The sequence below is a fragment of the uncultured Pseudomonas sp. genome (genome assembly GCF_913774235.1).
GTDB lineage: Bacteria > Pseudomonadota > Gammaproteobacteria > Pseudomonadales > Pseudomonadaceae > Chryseomonas.
Map to the genome: position 1 here is coordinate 481,061 of NZ_CAJYDW010000005.1, position 17,864 is coordinate 498,924.

Here is a 17,864-nt window from a genome sequence, read left to right on the forward strand (position 1 = left end):
ACAGACCAATAACAGGTAGCAACAGACCTTCCTTTCCCGCGCTTCGCGGACCTGCCTTTGACCGACCACCGCCCCGGAGACAGACGGCATGGGACTCAAAGGTTTCGCTTGTGGCATCGCGTTTTCCCTCTTCCTGGCCCAGGGCCAGGCCTTCGCCGGCAAGGCCAACGACACCCTCGTCTACGCCTCGGATACCGAACCCGAGAACGTCAGCCCCTATCACAACGATGCCCGTGAAGGCGTCATCCTCGCCCACCTGGCCTGGGACACCCTGATCTACCGCGATCCCCAGACCGGCGAATACCAGCCGATGCTCGCCACCCACTGGCAGCAGGTCGATCCGCTGACCCTCGACTTCGATTTGCGCCAGGGCGTCACCTTCCACAATGGCGATCCCTTCAGCGCCGACGACGTGGTCTTCACCTTCAACTACGTGGCCTCTCCCGAGGGCAAGGTGGTCACCCAGCAGAATGTCAACTGGATCAAGAGCGCCGAGAAACTGGGCGACTTCAAGGTGCGCCTGCACCTCAAGCAGCCCTTTCCAGCCGCGCTTGAATACCTTGCCAATCCCTTGCCGATCTATCCCGCCAAGTACTTCCAGCAGGTGGGCCTGGCCGGCTTCGCGCAGAAGCCGGTGGGCACCGGCCCTTACCGCATCGTCGCCGTCACCAGCGGCCAGGGCGTCAAGTTGGAGCGCAACCCGAACTACTTCAAGGACAGCCCCCAGGGACAGCCGCGCATCGGCCATATCGAGTTCCGCGTCATCCCCGATGCCGAGACGCGCCTGGCCGAGCTCATGACCGGCGGCGTCGACTGGGTTTGGCGCGTGGCGCCGGACCAGGCCGAACAGCTCAAGGCGGCGCCCAACCTGACCGTGGAAAGCGGCGCCAGCATGCGCATCGGCTTCCTTAGCATGGACGCCCAGGGCGCGTCCTCGTCGGACTCGCCCTTCGCCAAGGCCGAGGTGCGCCAGGCGGTCAACTACGCCATCAACCGCAAGGCCATCGCCAGCCAGCTCATGGGCGGCGGCAGCCAGCCGCTGCAGGTGGCCTGCTATCCGGCGCAATTCGGCTGCGATGCCAAGGCGGTGCCGGGCTATGCCTACGACCCGGCCAATGCCAAGGCGCTGCTCAAGGCCGCCGGCTATCCCAATGGCTTCAGCACCGAGATCTTCGCCTATCGCGATCGCGACGTGGTCGAGGCGCTGATCGGGGACCTGCGTGCGGTGGGCATCGACGCCAAGCTGCGCTACCTGAAGTACGCCGCCCTGCGTGACCAGCAACGCGCCGGCAAGGTGCCCATGGCCTTCCTCGCCTGGGGTTCCTTCTCCATCGCCGATGCCTCGGCGGCCACTGGCGTCTACTTCAAGGGCAATGCCGACGACGTGGCCAAGGACCCGCAGGTGATCGACTGGCTCAAGGTGGCCGATACCGCCATGGACCCCGAGGTGCGCAAGGAGAACTACCGCAAGGCGCTGCAGCGGATCGCCGAGCAGGCCTACTGGGCACCGGTGTTCAACTATTCCGTCAACTACGCCTTCACCTCGGACCTGGCCTTCCAGCCCTATCCGGACGAGCTGCCCCGGTTCGCCCTGGCGCACTGGAACTGACCCGTCCCGGCGCCCCACACGGGGCGCCTTCAGTCGAGGAGCCGAACATGTCCGCATATCTCTTGCGCCGTCTGGGGATCGCCCTGGCCGTGGCCTTCACCGTTTCCCTGATCAGCTTCTTCCTGTTGCATCTGTCCGGCGACCTGGCCACCGCCATCGCCGGACCGGAGGCCACCGCCGAACAGATCGAGGTGGTGCGCCATCAGCACGGCCTGGACAAACCCCTGGCGACGCAATACGTCGAGTGGGTGGGGCAGTTGCTGCGCCTGGACCTGGGGCAGTCGTTCTTCTTCCAGGAATCGGTGCGCGACCTCATCGCCACCCGGCTGCCCATCACCCTGACCCTGGGCGCCATCGCCCTGGCGGTGGCCCTGCTCATCGCCATCCCCCTGGGGGTGCTGGCCGCGGTCAAGCGTGACACCTGGATCGACCGCCTGGCGCTGACCCTGGCGACCTTCGGCCAGGCCATGCCCAGCTTCTGGTTCGCCCTGGTGCTGATCGTCATCTTCGCCGTGACCCTGAAGTGGCTACCGGTATCGGGCAACACCAGCTGGCAGCACTTCATCCTGCCGGCGGTCGCCCTGGGCTACTACGCCACCCCCTCGCTGATGCGCCTGACCCGCGCCGGGATGCTCGATGTGCTGGGTGCCGACTACATCCGTACCGCCCGGGCCAAGGGCCTTGGCTCGGCACGGGTGCTGTTCAAGCACGCCCTGCGCAATGCGCTCATCCCGGTGGTGGCCCTGGCCGCGGTGGAGTTCGGCTTCATGCTGGGCGGCTCGGTGGTGATCGAGGCGGTGTTCTCCCTGCAGGGCATCGGCCAGCTGGCCTGGGACGCCATCGCCCGCAACGACTTCCCGGTGGTCCAGGCCATCGTCCTCTTGATCGCGTTGATCTACATCGTGCTGACGCTGCTGGCCGATCTGCTCAACGCCTTGCTCGATCCGCGCATCCGCGTGCGCTAGGAGGCTCCATGACCGTCGCCAATCCCTTCGTGCTGGACGACTATCTCCCACCACGCCCGACCTTCGCGCGCCAGCTGCGCCGTTGGTTCGGCCACCGTGGCTTCGCCCTCGGCGTGGTGCTGCTCGCGCTCATCGTCCTGGCCGCCCTGGCTGCGCCCTGGCTGGCGCCTCACGATCCCTACGCCCAGGACGTGATGCAGCGGATGAAGCCGCCGGTGTGGATGGCCAAGGGTACCTGGGCCCATCCGCTGGGCACCGACAAGCTCGGTCGCGACTACCTGTCCCGCCTGCTCTACGGCGCGCGCATCTCGCTGTTCATCGGCCTGGCCGCGGCGCTCATCTCCGGCGCCATCGGCACCCTGCTCGGCGTGCTCGCCGGCTACTACGGCGGCAAGGTCGACGCCCTGGTGAGCTACCTGGTGACCACCCGCCTGGCCCTGCCGGTGGTGATGGTGGCCCTGGCCGCCGCCTCCCTGGTGGGCGGTTCGCTGCAGGTGGTGGTGATCCTGCTCGGCTGCCTGCTGTGGGATCGCTTCGCCGTGGTGGTGCGCGCCGCCGTGCAGCAGATCCGCGATGCCGAATACGTCGCCTCGGCCCAGGCACTGGGCTGCTCCACCTGGCGGGTCGTCGTCGGCGAGATCCTGCCCAACGTGCTGGGCGCGCTGATCGTGGTGATCACCCTGGAGATGGCCCACGCCATCCTGCTGGAAGCGACCCTGTCCTTCCTCGGTGTGGGCGTGCAGCCGCCGCTGCCGTCCTGGGGGCTGATGATCGCCGAAGGCAAGCCCTACATGTTCTTTTCGCCCTGGGTGATCGCCATTCCCGGCATCGCCCTGATGTTGCTGGTGCTGGCCATCAACCTGGTCGGCGACGGCATCCGCGACCTGGCCGCGCCCGACGGCCGCAACTGACTGGAGGTCTGACATGGCACTGCTCGACGTAAGAGACCTGCGCATCGACATCCCTCTGGGCGATGACACCCTGCACGCCGTGCGCGGCCTGGACCTGCAGGTGGAGCGGGGCGAGATGCTCTGCCTGGTGGGCGAATCCGGTTGCGGCAAGTCGCTCACCTCCCTGGCACTGATGGACCTCCTGCCGTCCAAGGCGCGGCGTCAGGCGGCGCGGCTGAGCCTGGGCGAGCACGATCTACTGGCCGTGGGCGAGAAGGGCATGCGCGACCTGCGTGGCAATCGCCTGGCGATGATCTTCCAGGAGCCCATGACCGCCCTCAATCCGGCCTACAGCATCGGCGACCAGCTCGCCGAGGTGCTGCGCCGCCACCGCAAGCTGGACCGCAAGACCGCCTGGGCGCGGGCCGAGGCCATGCTGGAAAAGGTCGGCATCAGCAATGCCGGCGAGCGCCTGCGGCAGTACCCCCACCAGCTCAGCGGCGGCCTGCGCCAGCGGGTGGTCATCGCCATGGCGCTGCTCTGCGAGCCGGACCTGATCATCGCCGACGAACCCACCACCGCGCTGGACGTAACCATCCAGGCGCAGATCCTGCACCTGCTGCGCGATTTGCAGCGCGAATTCGGCACGGCCATCGTCTTCATCACCCACGACCTGGGCCTGGTGGCGCGCATCGCCGACCGGGTGGCGGTGATGTACGCCGGCCAGATCGTCGAGCAGGCACCCGCTGCTGAGCTTTTCGCCGAACCCCGGCATCCCTACACCCGCGGCTTGCTGGCGAGCATCCCGGTCCCCGGCCGGACCCGGCCCGGGCAGCCGCTGGGCGCCATCCCCGGCCTGGTACCGAGCCTGGTGGGCAAGCAGCATGGCTGCGCCTTCCGCAATCGCTGCCCCCAGGCGGTGGCGACTTGCGCCGACAGCGTGCCTTTGGTGGAGGAGGGCGCGCATCTGGCGCGCTGCCATTTCGCCGTGCGCAGCGAACCCCTGCGCCGGGTCGGAGGTGTGCGATGAGCCGCGAGATCGCCCTCGAGCTGTGCGACATCCGCCGGGAATTCACCCTGGGCCGCGGTCTGTTCCGCCCGCCGGCCACCTTGAAGGCGGTGGACGGCATCTCCCTGCGCCTCTACCGCGGCGAGACTCTTGGCCTGGTGGGCGAGTCGGGTTGCGGCAAGAGCACCCTGGCCAAGCTGCTGCTGGGCCTGCTGACGCCCACCAGCGGTGACATCCTCGTCGGCGGCGAGCACCTGCGCGGGGTGGACCGCAAGCGCATGGCCCGGCATATCCAGCCGATCTTCCAGGACCCTTACTCGTCGCTCAATCCACGCAAGACGGTGCGCCAGATCGTGGCGCTGCCGCTCCAGGTGCATGGCCTGGGCACGCCCGCCGAGCAGCAACGGCGGGTCGCGGAGATGCTCGACGTGGTCGGTCTGCCGCGCCGCGCCGCCGACAGTCATCCCGGCCAGCTCAGCGGCGGTCAGCGCCAGCGGGTGGCCATCGCCCGCGCCCTGGTGATGCGTCCGGACGTGCTGATCTGCGACGAGCCCACCTCGGCGCTGGACGTCTCGGTGCAGGCGCAGATCCTCAACCTGCTGCTGGAGCTCAAGCGCGAATTCGGCCTGACCTATCTGCTCATCAGCCACAACCTGGCGGTGGTGGAGCACCTGGCCGATCGGGTGGCGGTGATGTACCTGGGCAAGATCGTCGAGGAGCGCGAGCGGGCGGCGCTGTTCGCCCAGCCGGCGCATCCCTATACCCGGGCGCTGCTGGATGCGGTGCTCACCCCCGATCCGGCGCTGGGGCTCCCGGCGCTGGGCCTCGGCGGCAGCTTTCCCAATCCCATCAATCCGCCCAGCGGCTGCGCCTTCCATCCGCGCTGCCCGCGCTGCTTCGGCCCCTGCGCCGAGCGCTACCCGGAACGCGAAACCATCCCCGGCGGCAGCAAGAGATGCCACCTGCCGGAACCCGCCTGATCCGGCATCGGGCGGTGGCGCCCGATGCTCCCCGAATCCCACCGGAGTCTGCCATGACCAGCCGTACCCATGCCCTCGACCTCGCCGCCGCCCACTTCGACAGCGGCGCCTTCCGCGCGCGGCTCGCCGCCGCCGTCGCCCAGCCCACCGAAAGCCAGGAGCCCGAGCGCCAGGCCGAGTTGGGACGCTACCTGGACGACTTCATCGCGCCCTATGTCGCCAGCCTTGGATTCACCAGCCGGCGGCTGGACAACCCGGTGCCCGGCAAGGGGCCGCTGCTGATTGCCGAGCGCCTCGAAGACCCGGCCTTGCCGACCCTGCTCAGCTACGGTCACGGCGACGTGGTGCGCGGCGACGGCGGGCGCTGGCGCTCTGGCCTGGCGCCCTGGACCCTGGTGGAGGAGGGCGAGCGCTGGTACGGCCGCGGGACCGCCGACAACAAGGGCCAGCACCTGATTAACCTGGCGGCGCTGGAGCAGGTCATCGCTGCCCGCGGTGGGCGCCTGGGCTACAACGTCAAGCTGTTGCTGGAGATGGGCGAAGAGATCGGCTCGGTGGGGCTTCGCACCTTCTGCCAGGAACAGCGCCAGGCGCTGGCCGCCGACCTCTTCATCGCCTCCGACGGCCCCCGCGTATCGGCGCAGCGCCCCACGCTGTTCCTGGGCGCCCGTGGTACCTTCAATTTCGACCTGCACCTGGACCTGCGCGAGGGCGGCCATCACTCCGGCAACTGGGGCGGCCTGCTGGCCAACCCCGGCATCATCCTCGCCCATGCCCTGGCCAGCCTGGTGGACGCTCGCGGACAGATTCGCGTGCCGGGGCTCAAGCCCGCCGAACTGCCCGCACCGGTACGCCGCGCCCTGGCCGACATCGAGGTCGGCGGCGCGCCGGGTGATCCGCAAATCGATCCGGGCTGGGGCGAACCCGGGCTGACGCCGGCCGAGCGCGTCTATGGCTGGAACACCTTCGAGTTGCTGGCCTTCACCACCGGCAACCCCGAGGCGCCGGTCAACGCCATTCCTCCCAGCGCCCGCGCCCACTGCCAGATCCGCTTCGTCGCCGGTTGCGATTGCACCACCTTCATCCCGCTGATAGAGGCACATCTCGCCGAGCAAGGCTTTGCCGCCGTACGCGTCACCCGCGCCAAGGACGAGATCCTCCACGCCTCGCGGCTGGACCCGGAGAATCCCTGGGTGGACTGGGCCATGACCTCCCTGACTCGCACCCTGGGCGAGAAGCCCGCGCTGCTGCCCAATTTCGGCGGCGGCTTGCCCAACGACATCTTTGCCGACATCCTCGACCTGCCCACCCTCTGGGTACCCCATTCCTATCCCGCCTGCTCCCAGCACGCGCCCAACGAGCACCTCCTGGCCCCGGTCGCCCGCCAGGGGCTGCAGCTCATGGCCGGGCTGTTCTGGGACCTCGGCGATCGCTGGAGCCGCAACTGATGTCCCTCGCCAAGACCGCCGCCCTGGACTGGCTCGCCAGCCAGCACGAACCCATGACCCGCCTCCTGCAACGCCTGGTCGATACCGATTCCAACAGCTACGACAAGGCCGGCGTCGACGCCGTCGGCGCGGTGCTCACCGCGGCCCTGGCCGAGGATGGCATCGAGATCGCCCGCACGCCGGTGGCCGACTTCGGCGATGTCCTCGCCGCCCAGGTCGGCCCGGCGGAAGGCACCGGCGTGCTGCTGCTCGGCCACCGCGATACCGTCTTCCCGCCGGGTACCGTGGCCGCTCGCGGCTTCACCCGCGACGAGAAAATGGCCTTCGGCCCCGGCGTCGCCGACATGAAGGGTGGCCTGGTGGCGAGCTGCTTCGCCCTACGTGCCCTCAAGCGCGCCGGGCAGTTGCCCTTTCCGGTACGAGTGCTCTACACCGGCGACGAGGAAATCGGCTCCGGCAGCGCCCGACCGCATCTGGAGGCGGCGGCTCGCGAGGCGAGGGCGGTACTCAACTGCGAGCCCGGTCGGGTCAGCGGCAACGTGGTCAAGGCGCGCAAGGGCGGCGCCAGCCTGACCATCACGGTAAGCGGCCGCGCCGCCCACGCCGGGGTCAACCACGCCGAAGGCGCCAGCGCCATCCAGGCCCTGGCGCTCAAGATCGTCAAGCTGCACGCCCTGACCGACTACGAGCGCGGCATCACCACCAACGTCGGCCTGATCGAGGGGGGTACCTCCAGCAACACCATCGCCCCCAGCGCCACCGCGCGGCTGGACGTGCGCTTCGTCGCCCTGGCCGACTGGCCCGAGCTGCAGGCGCGCATCGCGGCCATCATCGCCGAGCAAGAGCTACCGGGGACCCACGCCAGTGTCCTGCCCACCAGCCTCTTCCTGCCGATGGAAGAGCACCTGAGCCGCGACCTGCTGGCGCTCTACCAGCATGAAGCGCGCGAACTGGGTTTCTCCGTGGAAGGCGAATTCACCGGCGGCTGCGCCGATTCCGGTTTCACCGCCAGCCTGGGCGTGCCCACCCTCTGCGGCCTGGGCCCGGTGGGCGGCAAGGTGCATACCGACGCCGAATTCCTGGTGCTGGATACCCTGGTCCCGCGCACCCAGGCGTTGGTCGCCACCATCCTGGCCCTGGCCGTAAAGGCCTAATCCTCTTCCGAAATAAGTGAGGCTCCTAGCCGGCGAGGGTCACAATTGCCGGCGAAGACCCGCCTGTCTATGAGAGGGCTGTAGGCAGCCAGTCGTCGGCAGGACGAAAGACCCTTCCTTGACAGCCAAGTTATCTGGGCAAATACTCGCGGCAAGATTCATATAGATGACTAGATAACAAGGTGAATAAAGTCGATGAATTCTTTATCCAGTGATGCCCGGCTACCGCTGTACCAGCGTCTGCGTGACCAGTTGGCTGAGCAGATCGCCAATAATCGCTGGCGTCCGGGGGAGGCGATCCCTACTGAAGCGGCGCTGTCTGCGGAATATCAGCTGTCCACCGGCACGGTGCGCAAAGCGATTGATGCATTGGTCAGTGAGGGCATTCTGGAACGTCAGCAGGGGCGAGGGACGTTTATTCGACGGCCTCAGTTTCAATCCTCCCTGTTCCGTTTCTTCCGATTTCAGACTGTTTCCGGTGAGCGTCAGGTCCCGGAGAGTCGCATCCTCTCGATCGAACCCGTTGCAGCACCTTCGGCCGTAGCACAAGCGCTAGGGTTGCCCGCCTATGCGCCGGTCATTCGTATTGTCCGTGTGCGATTGCTCGATGTTAAACCGGTGCTCGCCGAAGAAATCTGGTTGCCCCGCCAGCGGTTTCAGGCGCTGCTGGAGATCGACCTCAGTCGCGCAGGGCCGCTGCTGTATCCGATTTACGAAGAAGTGTGCGGACAGGTTGTTGCATCGGCCGAAGAAACGCTGACCGCCGAATCGGTGAATGACGTGCATGCCCGACTGCTCCAGGTAGCGGTCAACAGTCCGGTGATCGTGATTGAGCGTTTGGCCCGCGATTACGCGGGTAGCCCGCTGGAATGGCGTCGCTCGCGCGGCCACGCGGAGCTTTTCCGCTACCGCGTGGATATTCGCTAACGCCCGTCTGCGTAGCGAAGCGTTTCGCGGCGGTTGGATCGCCGCCCGATTGCTGTTCGTTTGCCAAAGTCGACCCTGTCACGGTGGGGTTGGCAGTCGGCTGCCTTGCGTGACACCTATAAGGATAAGAATCATGTTCAGCTGGTATCGCCAAATCACTCCTCGGGAGCGCAAAACATTTTGGGCCTGCTTCGGCGGATGGTCGCTCGACGCCTTGGAAGTACAGATGTTCGGTCTGGCGATTCCGGCGCTGATCGCCGCTTTCGCCTTGACCAAAGGCGATGCCGGATTGATCAGCGGCGTTACCCTCGTCACCTCGGCACTCGGTGGCTGGGTAGGTGGGACGTTGTCTGACCGCTATGGCCGGGTGCGCACCTTGCAGCTGATGATTCTGTGGTTCTCGTTCTTCACCTTTCTCTCGGCATTCGTCACGGGCTTCCATCAGCTGTTGGTGGTCAAGGCGCTGCAGGGTTTTGGGCTTGGCGGGGAGTGGGCGGCCGGCGCGGTGCTGATGGCCGAGACGATCAATCCGCATTATCGCGGCAAGGTCATGGGCACCGTACAAAGTGCCTGGGCGGTAGGTTGGGGCCTGGCGGTCGGGGTATTCACGCTGATCTACACCTCTGTGCCGCAGGACATGGCCTGGCGGGTGATGTTCCTTGTCGGGTTGCTGCCGTCGTTCCTGATCATCTGGGTGCGTCGTAACGTTGAGGAGCCGGACAGCTTCCGGCGCCTGCAAAAAGACAACGCCATCCCGCAGACTTTCTTCCAGTCACTCGCGGGCATCTTTCGCCCGGAACTGATTCGCGTGACCCTGTTTGGCGGGCTGCTGGGACTGGGCGCGCACGGTGGCTATCACGCGGTAATGACCTGGTTACCGACCTTCCTCAAGACCGAGCGCAATCTGTCCGTGTTGAACTCGGGCGGTTATCTGGCGGTGATCATCTTCGCCTTCTGGTGTGGTTGTGTGGCCAGCGGCTATTTGATCGATCGCATTGGCCGTCGGAAAAACATTGTGCTGTTTGCCTTGTGCTGCGTGGTCACGGTGCAGTGCTACGTATTCTTGCCGCTGACCAATACGCAGATGCTGTTCCTGGGGTTCCCGTTGGGGTTCTTCGCCGCCGGTATTCCGGCCAGTCTGGGAGCGTTCTTCAACGAACTTTACCCTGCCGATGTACGCGGCGCCGGCGTTGGCTTTTGCTACAACTTTGGCCGGGTGCTGTCCGCTGTATTTCCATTTCTGGTCGGGCACATGAGTGATTCCATGTCACTGGGTTCGGCGATAGGTATCGATGCAGGAATCGCCTACGGCGTGGGGGTACTTGCCGCACTGTGCCTGCCTGAAACCCGGGGCAGGGACCTTGAAGCCAATGCCACCTCCGTTCCAGCCACTATCAACGGCAATCAACGCGCTCGGGCGTGACGATCCAACCTTCAGTAGATAAAACCCATGTCAGCTCCCCGCCCCAAGTCGATCACCGGCATTGACTCCCATGCCCATGTGTTCCGCCGTGATCTGCAACTGATCGGTGCACGGCGCTACAGTCCCGAGTACGACGCCATGCTTGACCAGTACCTTGAGCATTTGCAAACGCATGGTCTGAGTCACGGTGTCTTGGTGCAACCAAGTTTCCTTGGCACCGACAATAGCTACCTGTTGGCGGCGTTAAAGCAAGCCCCTCAGCAGTTGCGCGGTGTGGTAGTGCTGGAGCCAAGCATCAGTCGTTCTAACTTGAATGACATGGCGCAACTGGGCGTGGTCGGCGTGCGCCTGAACCTAATCGGCAAGGCGTTACCCGATTTTCGTGACAGTGCCTGGCAAGGGTTTTTCAGCGATATCGCCGATCTTGACTGGCATGTCGAGTTGCACCGGGAAGTCAAGGATCTGCCGGGCTTGATCCAGCAATTGACGCCGTTCGGCGTGAAGTTGGTGATCGATCACTTTGGGCGGCCGGACGCGAAGGCGGGTCTCGATCAGCCCGGGTTTGGCGAGTTGCTTGAGGCCGGATCGAAAGGTTCGATCTGGATCAAGATATCGGGAATCTATCGTTTGGGAGGCACGCCACAACAGAACATTGATTTCGCGCGAAGGGCATTACCGCTGCTGGAAAAAAGCTTTGGCCTGCATCAATTGGTATGGGGCAGCGACTGGCCGCATACGCAGCATGAGCAAAACATCGATTTCGCCACCGTCGTCGAACAATTGCGAGCTTTGGAGCTTTCGGCGCAAGCCAGAGCTTCGCTGCTGGCGCAAGCGCCTCGCAGGTTATTTGGTTTTTAGGTTCTATACGAAAAGTCGCCGAGCGAAGGTCAGGCGAGGCCTAGGCGGCCCCGCGAAAAAGGCTGAGGAAGCGGAGTTTACGAGCGGTAAATGAGCATTGCGACCGGGCTGGCGATCCAGGCCTTTTTCAACGAAGCATCACCGAGCGCAGGCATTTTTCGTACAGAACCTAGAAGGACGAACGCTGCAACTTAGCCGTTACAGCTGCCCTTCAGCTCACCCACTTACAAGAGTTTAGGCACCAGCCCAACCGAGAACCTTTCATGACTCCCTTAGATATAGATCTGTTACTGACTGCATTGATCAGCGTCCTGGTGCTGGTAGTGCTGATCGTCTCGCGCCTCAAAATGCACCCACTGCTGGCTTTGCTGGTAGTTTCCGTCGGCGTAGGCTTTGCAACCGGTATGGAGCCAGATCGCATCGTCTCCCACTTGGTCACTGGCGCCGGCAAGACCCTGGGGGCGGTGGGGGTGGTCATCGCGCTGGGGGCGATGCTCGGCAAAATACTTGCGGACGCCGGCGTCACCGAGCAGATTGCTGCGGTCATCCTCAAGCGCACGTCGGATCGGATGATTCCGTGGGCGATGATGATGGTCGCGTTCGTGATTGGCATTCCGATGTTTTTCGAGGTCGGCCTGGTGATCATGCTGCCGCTGATCTTCAGCGTGGCGCGCAAGCTGGAAAGTCAGGCGCGCTTCAAGGGTTCAGCCTATATCTATGTGGGCGTTCCGGTGATTGCCGCCCTGGCCGCCATGCATGGTATGGTCCCGCCGCACCCTGGCCCTTTGACGGCCATCGCCGCGCTGAAAACCTCGGTCGGGCCGACCATGCTCTATGGGTTCCTGGCGGCTATCCCGGCCATGATTCTAGGCGGCCCACTGTATGGCGCCTTCATTTCCCCGCGCATGAGCACTCGGCCCGATCAGGTGTTGCTGGATCAGTTCACTCTGGCTGAAAAAGCCGACGATAAACCAAGCCCCAGCGTCTACCTTGGCGTGCTGGCAGCCTTGCTGCCGGCGATCCTGATGCTGATCCATGCCGGCGCCGAGATGGTATTGGCCAAGGACAATGCGCTACTGAAAATGGCCGCTTTCCTCGGCAATCCGCTGATAGCGATGCTGTTGGGCGTGCTGTTCGCCGGGGCGAGTCTGGTACTCGCGCGCGGCGGCGATGCGGAGCTATTGCGCGAATCGCTGGGCAAGAGCCTCAAGCCAATCGCCTCGATCATCATGATCATCGCCGGCGGCGGTGCATTTCAGGAACTGCTGACCAGTGCCAAGGTGGGCGATGCCATTGTGCACCTGACTCAGCAGTCGGCGTTCCCTCCGCTGGTCCTCGGTTGGTTGATCGCCATGTTGCTCTCGGTCTCTACCGGTTCTGCCACGGTAGGTATCGTGGGGGCTGCCGGCTTGCTGGCGCCACTTGCCGGTGCTGATCCCAGCCTCAACCTGCCGCTGCTGGCCTTGTCCATTGGTTGTGGCTCGCTGTTCTTCAACTACGCCAACCATGCAGGCTTCTGGATGGTGAAGGAATCCTTCGGCATGACGATGGGCGAAGCCACCAAGACCATTTCGGTGGTGCAATCGATCGTCGCCGTAGTCGGTTTGATCGTGGTGTTGCTGCTGAACGTGGTCGTGTAATGACCTGAGGCGGCGTCAAACCAGGACGCCGCCATCTGTGAAATCCCTTAATTTATCGTCGATCAGGCGCGGCAGTTACAGCGGATCGGATTCGCGCAGTGCCTCACCGCCCGCTTTTGACCTACTGCCGCCCCACGCGAAGATCCGCAATGGGGCGATTGCTGTCATCGGCTGATTCCGGTTCAGGGATTTCCAAAATTACGCGACAACGTCGGAAACCGACACCTCTCCTCAACGGGCGCCGCGCGGCACCCGTCCCTTCCTAGCGCCACCCGCCGAATCAGATGGGCAACAACCCATCGGTCTTGACTTCGTTCAGCACGAAAAAGGTGCGCACCTGGCGCACGCCGGGCAGGGCGATCAGTCGCTCGCTGTGCAGGCGATTGAAGGCCGCGATGTCCTTGACCCTGAGCTTGATGAAGTAATCCACGTCGCCGGCTACCAGGTAGCACTCCAGCACCGGGGGCAGGGCGCGGGCGGCCGCTTCGAAGACCTGGAAGGAATCCGGAGTGGATCTGTCCAGCACCACGCCTACCAGCACCGCGGTTTCTCGTTGCACGGCCTTGGGGTCCACCTGGGCCCTGACGCCGGTGATGACGCCGCTGTCGAACAGCTTGCGGGTGTGGTTCCAGCAGGCGCTCGGACTCAGGGATACCTGGCGCGCCAGCTCGGCATTGCTCAGGCGGCCGTCCTGCTGCAGCGCCCTCAGGATCTTGCGTTCGACCGGGGTGAGCTCCTGGGTTTCGCTCATCGAAAGATTCTCCTCAATAGGTGAATATTTCCCGAATGTTCGGGTGCTATAGCCGCTCCTGTGAAAAGGAAAGCAGCTTTCGTACCGGCCATTCGAAAGCACCTTCTCCACGACTTTGCCTAGCATGGAAGGCGTTCTTTCATCACTGGAGTCGCCGCCATGTCCCTGGATCTCGAAAAGCGCTTTCCCCGCGTCAAGCTCGGTTATTTCCCGTCCCCCCTGCACAAGCTCGAGCGTATGTCGAAGGACCTCGGCATCGAACTCTGGGCCAAGCGTGACGACGTCTCGTCCGGTCTCGCCTATGGCGGCAACAAGGTGCGCAAACTGGAATGGCTGGCCGCCGATGCCCTGGCGCAGGGCTGCGATACCCTGGTCTCCATCGGCAACATCCAGTCCAACCACACGCGCCAGGTCGCGGCGGTCGCCGCGGTACTGGGCCTCAAGTGCCGCCTGGTCCAGGAGGAGTGGACCAAGTGGGAAGACCCGGTGTACGACAAGGTCGGCAACATCCTGCTGTCCCGCCTGATGGGTGCCCAGACGTTGCTCGAAGGCGAAGGCTATTCCACCGCCGTGAAGGCCACCTGGGAGCGGGCCCTGGAAGAGGTACGGCGCGAAGGCGGCAAGCCCTACGCCATTTCCGCCGGCGCCTCGGACCATCCGCTGGGTGGCCTGGGCTACGCTCATTTCGCCGATGAGCTGGCGGCCCAGGAGCGTGACCAGGGTATCTTCTTCGACACCGTGGTCACCGCCACCTGCACCGGCTCCACCCAGGGCGGCATGGTGGTGGGCTTTCGCGCCCAGGAGCGCGAGCGCCGGCTGATCGGCATGGACACCGCCGCCGATGCCGAGATGACCCGCGCCGCCGTCACCAAGATCGCCCGCAACACCGCCGAAATGATCGGCCTGAAGCGGGAAATTCGTGACGAGGATGTCATCATCGAGCCGCGCTTCTGCGGCCCGGACTACGGCTTGCCGGACGGTCCCACCGTCGAGGCCATCCGCTACACGGCGCAGATGGAAGGCATGCTCACCGACCCGGTCTACGAAGGAAAATCCATGGCCGGCCTGATCGCCATGGCCCGCAGTGGCGAGATCGCCAAGGGCAGTCGCGTGCTCTACGTTCACCTCGGGGGCGCCCCGGCCCTCAACGCCTACCACAACGCCTTCGCCTAAGCCCAGCTCACGTCCGGTCACAAGGAGGTTCAGCATGACGCTCCACGAATGGACAAGTCTGGCCGACTCCCGACCGGCCGTGGCGCTGGTCATCCTGCACGGCGGCCTCGACGCCGCCGTGACGGCTGACCTGCACGCCGGCCTGCCCAGCTGCAGTGAACTGCCGGTGCTACAGCTGGAGGACGTCACCGCACTGCACGAGGACTGGACGGACCGTGGCCCGCACAGCCGGGCCACGAGCCTGCTGAGCCGGCTGGGCAGTGACTGCCTGCTGCTGGTGGTCGAGCCGGATGGCACCCAGGAGCTGGAATGGCTCGGCTCGGTCGCCGGTCAGCGACTGCTGCACTTCACCGCGGGCTGGGGAACGCCTCCGCGCGATCTCATCGCCCGTCTGCAGCAACTCAGGCGCGAGCGGCTGCTGGCCGTGCTGCCGCTCTAGCGGCTTGGCATATGGGGTCCAGCGCCGGCCATCGCGGAACGCCATGGCCATGATCAACCTCAGTGCAGCCCCGTCGCGTGGAAAACGGCGCAGCCTTTGCCGTGGATGACCTCGTTGCGCGGCGTGCGCCCTCACCCCAACCCTCTCCCAGCGGGAGAGGGGGCTATCCGAGCGGGCGTCCATTTCCATCAGCCACGGCAAGATCAGATCAACCGTCGCACCTCCACCTGTAGGAGCGGCCCATGGCCGCGATCCCCCCGTCAATTCGGGCAGCGATACCAGTGAAAGCGCGCAACCCCGGCCGCGATACCTTACCAACCCGCGCCACCGGCGCTACTCCCCGCTGATCCCCGCTTCCTTGGCCCGCCGCCGCGGCCGGCGTACCAGTTCGCCCTGGCAATTCGGGCAGCGCCCCTGCAAGGGGCCCGCCACGCAGTCCGCGCAGAAGGTGCACTCATAGGAACAGATCAGCGCCTGCTCGCTATCGGCCGGCAGGGGTGCGGTGCAGTGTTCGCAGGTGGTGCGCATCTCCAGCATGGTGCTCTCTCCTTGGCTCAGGCGCCGAAGCGCGCCGCGTAATCCTGGGGGCTGACCGCCAGGTGTTTGTGGAAGGTGCGTCGCAGATTTTCCGGATGGCCGAAGCCGCACAGGCGCGAGACTGTGGCGATGGAGGCCTGGCCGTCCTGCAGCAGTACCCGAGCGGTTTCCAAACGCACCTGCTCGACATAACGCCCTGGCCCCATGCCCACCTCGCGGCTGAACAGCCGCGACAGGGTCCGCGGCGCCATGTGGGCTCGTTCGGCCAGGCGCTCCAGGCCCAGGTCTTCGCCCAGGTGGCCGGGAATCCAGTCGAGCAGGGCGGCCAGTCGCGGCGTACGGCCCGGGTCCGGCGCGAGGCAGGCGCTGAATTGCGCCTGGCCACCGGGGCGGCGCAGGAACATCACCAGGCGCCGCGCCACCGCCAGGGCCAGGGGCCGGCCAAGGTCGGCCTCCACCAGGGCCAACGCCAGATCGATGCCCGCCGTGACACCCGCTGAGGTAAAGACGTGGGGATCACCATCGCGCCCCAGAGGATCATAGGTATGCAGCCGGTCACCCTGTACCTCGATGGCGGGGAAGGCGTCCAGCTCCTCGACATAGGCCCAATGCGTGGTGGCGCGGCGGCCATCGAGCAGGCCGGCGCTGGCCAGCAGCAGGGCGCCGGAACACACCGAGCCCAGGCGGCGTATCCGGGGTTCGAGATCCCTCAGCCAGGCCTTCAGGCCGGCGTCTTCGCGCAAGGCGTTGATGCCCATTCCGCCCGGAATCAGCAGGGTATCCAGCTGCGTCAGGTCCAGTTCGTACCAACTCTGTTCCGCCTGGATGCCGATGCCGGCGGAGGTGCGCACCAATCCCTCGGCAGCGCCCAGCAGCTTCAGCTCATAGTAGGCGGGCAGTCCCTGGCGCTCGCGCTCCAGGTTGGCGGAGGCGAACACCTGCAGCGGGCCGGTGACGTCCAGGCTCATGACGTCGGGATAGAGCAGGGCGGCGATCAGCGGCATGGTGGCTCTCCAGGGTAGTGCGTCGAGCATGCCCTCCTGGGCCGACTGGCGACAAGGCCAAAGACCCCACGAATCCGGCCAGTTCGCGCCGATTTGGCGCCATCGGCGCCTGGCCTTATCATCGCCGCCCATGAACTACACCGATCCCAAGCAACTGGCTCCCCTGCTGGAAGCCATCCTGCTCGCCGCCGGCCGCCCGCTCACCCTGGAGCGTCTAGCCGAACTCTTCGACGAGTACGAGCGCCCCGAGCCTGCCCACCTGCGCGCCGGTCTCGCCGTGCTCGGCGGGTCCTGCCGCAAACGCGGCTTCGAACTCAAGGAGGTGGCCTCCGGCTACCGCCTGCAGGTCCGCGAAAAGTACGCCCCCTGGGTCGGGCGACTCTGGGAAGAGCGCCCGCCGCGCTATTCCCGCGCCATGCTGGAGACCCTGGCGCTGATCGCCTATCGCCAGCCCATCACCCGCGGCGAGATCGAGGAGGTGCGCGGCGTGGCGGTCAACAGCCAGATCGTCAAGACGCTGCTGGAGCGCGACTGGATCCGCGTGGTCGGCTATCGCGACGTCCCCGGCCGCCCGGCCATGTTCGCCACCACCAAGACCTTCCTCGACTACTTCGACCTGCGCAGCCTCGACCAACTGCCGCCCCTGGCCGAGGTCCGCCAGCTGGAACCCGAGCCGGCCTCGGTGCTGGAGGACCCGGAGCTGAGCCTGGCCGCCCTGGAAGTGGGAAGTGCGGAGGAAGAGGAGGGCACCCTGGTGATCCCCGAACGCACCAGCTTCCGCACCCTGCTCACCGAGCTGGACGCCATGGAGACCGGCCTCAAGACCGATTTCGATGACTTGCGGCAGGCGGTGGACGAGGAAAACGAGGGCTGAGTTGAGTCCTGTTGGGTTTCGCTGCGCTCAGCCCTACCTACAGATCCTTAGCGGCCACGACGGCCCCCGACTCCGGGACACGACCCCTCGCTCGGATAGCCCCCTCTCCCTTGGGGAGAGGGCTGGGGTGAGGGCACGGTTCACGGTGAATGCCAAGTGGAAAAGGCTGCGCCGTTTTCCACG

The 17,864-nt window shown here is 65.5% G+C and carries 17 protein-coding genes; 14 read left to right on the forward strand and 3 right to left on the reverse strand.

Annotated features, from left to right (window positions below; genetic code table 11):
- The first annotated feature begins 88 nt into the window (after positions 1–88).
- The 11 genes from QZ471_RS04615 to QZ471_RS04665 all read left to right on the forward strand — a co-directional run bounded on the left by QZ471_RS04615 (position 89) and on the right by QZ471_RS04665 (position 12,903).
- Entirely contained in the window at positions 89–1,609 is a 1,521-nt protein-coding gene (locus QZ471_RS04615) for an ABC transporter substrate-binding protein (protein WP_295461265.1), read from the forward strand.
- 47 nt (positions 1,610–1,656) lie between these two features.
- Positions 1,657–2,574 (forward strand): ABC transporter permease, encoded by a 918-nt coding sequence (locus QZ471_RS04620; protein ID WP_295461266.1) that lies wholly within the window; start codon positions 1,657–1,659, stop codon positions 2,572–2,574.
- Positions 2,575–2,582: 8 nt separating this feature from the next.
- Entirely contained in the window at positions 2,583–3,485 is a 903-nt protein-coding gene (locus tag QZ471_RS04625; protein ID WP_295461268.1) for an ABC transporter permease, read from the forward strand.
- Positions 3,486–3,498: 13 nt separating this feature from the next.
- On the forward strand, positions 3,499–4,494 hold the full coding sequence (locus tag QZ471_RS04630) for an ABC transporter ATP-binding protein (protein WP_295461270.1): 996 nt from the start codon (positions 3,499–3,501) through the stop codon (positions 4,492–4,494).
- Positions 4,491–5,453 carry an oligopeptide/dipeptide ABC transporter ATP-binding protein gene (locus QZ471_RS04635; protein ID WP_295461272.1) on the forward strand — a complete coding sequence of 321 codons (963 nt, stop codon included), beginning with the start codon at positions 4,491–4,493 and terminating at the stop codon, positions 5,451–5,453. Before QZ471_RS04630 ends, QZ471_RS04635 begins: the two co-directional genes overlap by 4 nt.
- Before the next feature lie 53 nt (positions 5,454–5,506).
- Positions 5,507–6,901: a M20 family metallopeptidase gene (locus tag QZ471_RS04640; RefSeq protein WP_295461274.1), complete on the forward strand. Its 1,395-nt coding sequence runs from the start codon at positions 5,507–5,509 to the stop codon at positions 6,899–6,901.
- Positions 6,901–8,055, forward strand: coding sequence for a M20 family metallopeptidase (locus QZ471_RS04645; RefSeq protein ID WP_295461276.1), 1,155 nt, complete (start codon positions 6,901–6,903; stop codon positions 8,053–8,055). The genes QZ471_RS04640 and QZ471_RS04645 overlap by 1 nt, the downstream gene beginning before the upstream one ends.
- Positions 8,056–8,250: 195 nt before the next feature.
- The gene (locus QZ471_RS04650) at positions 8,251–8,982 is read left to right on the forward strand and encodes a GntR family transcriptional regulator (RefSeq protein ID WP_295461277.1); all 732 of its coding nucleotides are present in this window, start codon (positions 8,251–8,253) and stop codon (positions 8,980–8,982) included.
- A 133-nt stretch (positions 8,983–9,115) separates the two neighbouring features.
- Positions 9,116–10,405 carry an MFS transporter gene (locus tag QZ471_RS04655; RefSeq protein ID WP_295461279.1) on the forward strand — a complete coding sequence of 430 codons (1,290 nt, stop codon included), beginning with the start codon at positions 9,116–9,118 and terminating at the stop codon, positions 10,403–10,405.
- Positions 10,406–10,432: 27 nt separating this feature from the next.
- Positions 10,433–11,263 (forward strand): amidohydrolase family protein, encoded by an 831-nt coding sequence (locus tag QZ471_RS04660; RefSeq protein ID WP_295461281.1) that lies wholly within the window; start codon positions 10,433–10,435, stop codon positions 11,261–11,263.
- A gap of 263 nt (positions 11,264–11,526) precedes the next feature.
- Positions 11,527–12,903: a gluconate:H+ symporter gene (locus QZ471_RS04665; protein WP_295461284.1), complete on the forward strand. Its 1,377-nt coding sequence runs from the start codon at positions 11,527–11,529 to the stop codon at positions 12,901–12,903.
- Positions 12,904–13,183: 280 nt separating this feature from the next.
- Here QZ471_RS04665 and QZ471_RS04670 read toward each other — a convergent pair whose 3' ends face one another.
- On the reverse strand, positions 13,184–13,654 hold the full coding sequence (locus tag QZ471_RS04670) for an Lrp/AsnC family transcriptional regulator (protein ID WP_295461286.1): 471 nt from the start codon (positions 13,652–13,654) through the stop codon (positions 13,184–13,186).
- A 159-nt stretch (positions 13,655–13,813) separates the two neighbouring features.
- On the opposite strand from QZ471_RS04670, the gene QZ471_RS04675 reads away from it, so the two are divergent.
- Together QZ471_RS04675 and QZ471_RS04680 are read left to right on the forward strand one after the other, a co-directional pair.
- The gene (locus tag QZ471_RS04675; RefSeq protein WP_295461287.1) at positions 13,814–14,827 is read left to right on the forward strand and encodes a 1-aminocyclopropane-1-carboxylate deaminase; all 1,014 of its coding nucleotides are present in this window, start codon (positions 13,814–13,816) and stop codon (positions 14,825–14,827) included.
- A 34-nt stretch (positions 14,828–14,861) separates the two neighbouring features.
- On the forward strand, positions 14,862–15,266 hold the full coding sequence (locus QZ471_RS04680; RefSeq protein WP_295461289.1) for a hypothetical protein: 405 nt from the start codon (positions 14,862–14,864) through the stop codon (positions 15,264–15,266).
- A gap of 333 nt (positions 15,267–15,599) precedes the next feature.
- On the opposite strand, the gene QZ471_RS04685 is transcribed toward QZ471_RS04680, so the two are convergent.
- Positions 15,600–15,803, reverse strand: coding sequence for a DUF1272 domain-containing protein (locus QZ471_RS04685; protein WP_295461290.1), 204 nt, complete (start codon positions 15,801–15,803; stop codon positions 15,600–15,602).
- A gap of 17 nt (positions 15,804–15,820) precedes the next feature.
- Positions 15,821–16,807: a DJ-1/PfpI family protein gene (locus QZ471_RS04690; RefSeq protein ID WP_295461291.1), complete on the reverse strand. Its 987-nt coding sequence runs from the start codon at positions 16,805–16,807 to the stop codon at positions 15,821–15,823.
- Between the two features lie 130 nt (positions 16,808–16,937).
- Here QZ471_RS04690 and scpB point away from each other — a divergent pair, with 130 nt between their 5' ends.
- On the forward strand, positions 16,938–17,681 hold the full coding sequence (scpB, locus tag QZ471_RS04695; protein WP_295461292.1) for an SMC-Scp complex subunit ScpB: 744 nt from the start codon (positions 16,938–16,940) through the stop codon (positions 17,679–17,681).
- Positions 17,682–17,864 lie beyond the last annotated feature (183 nt).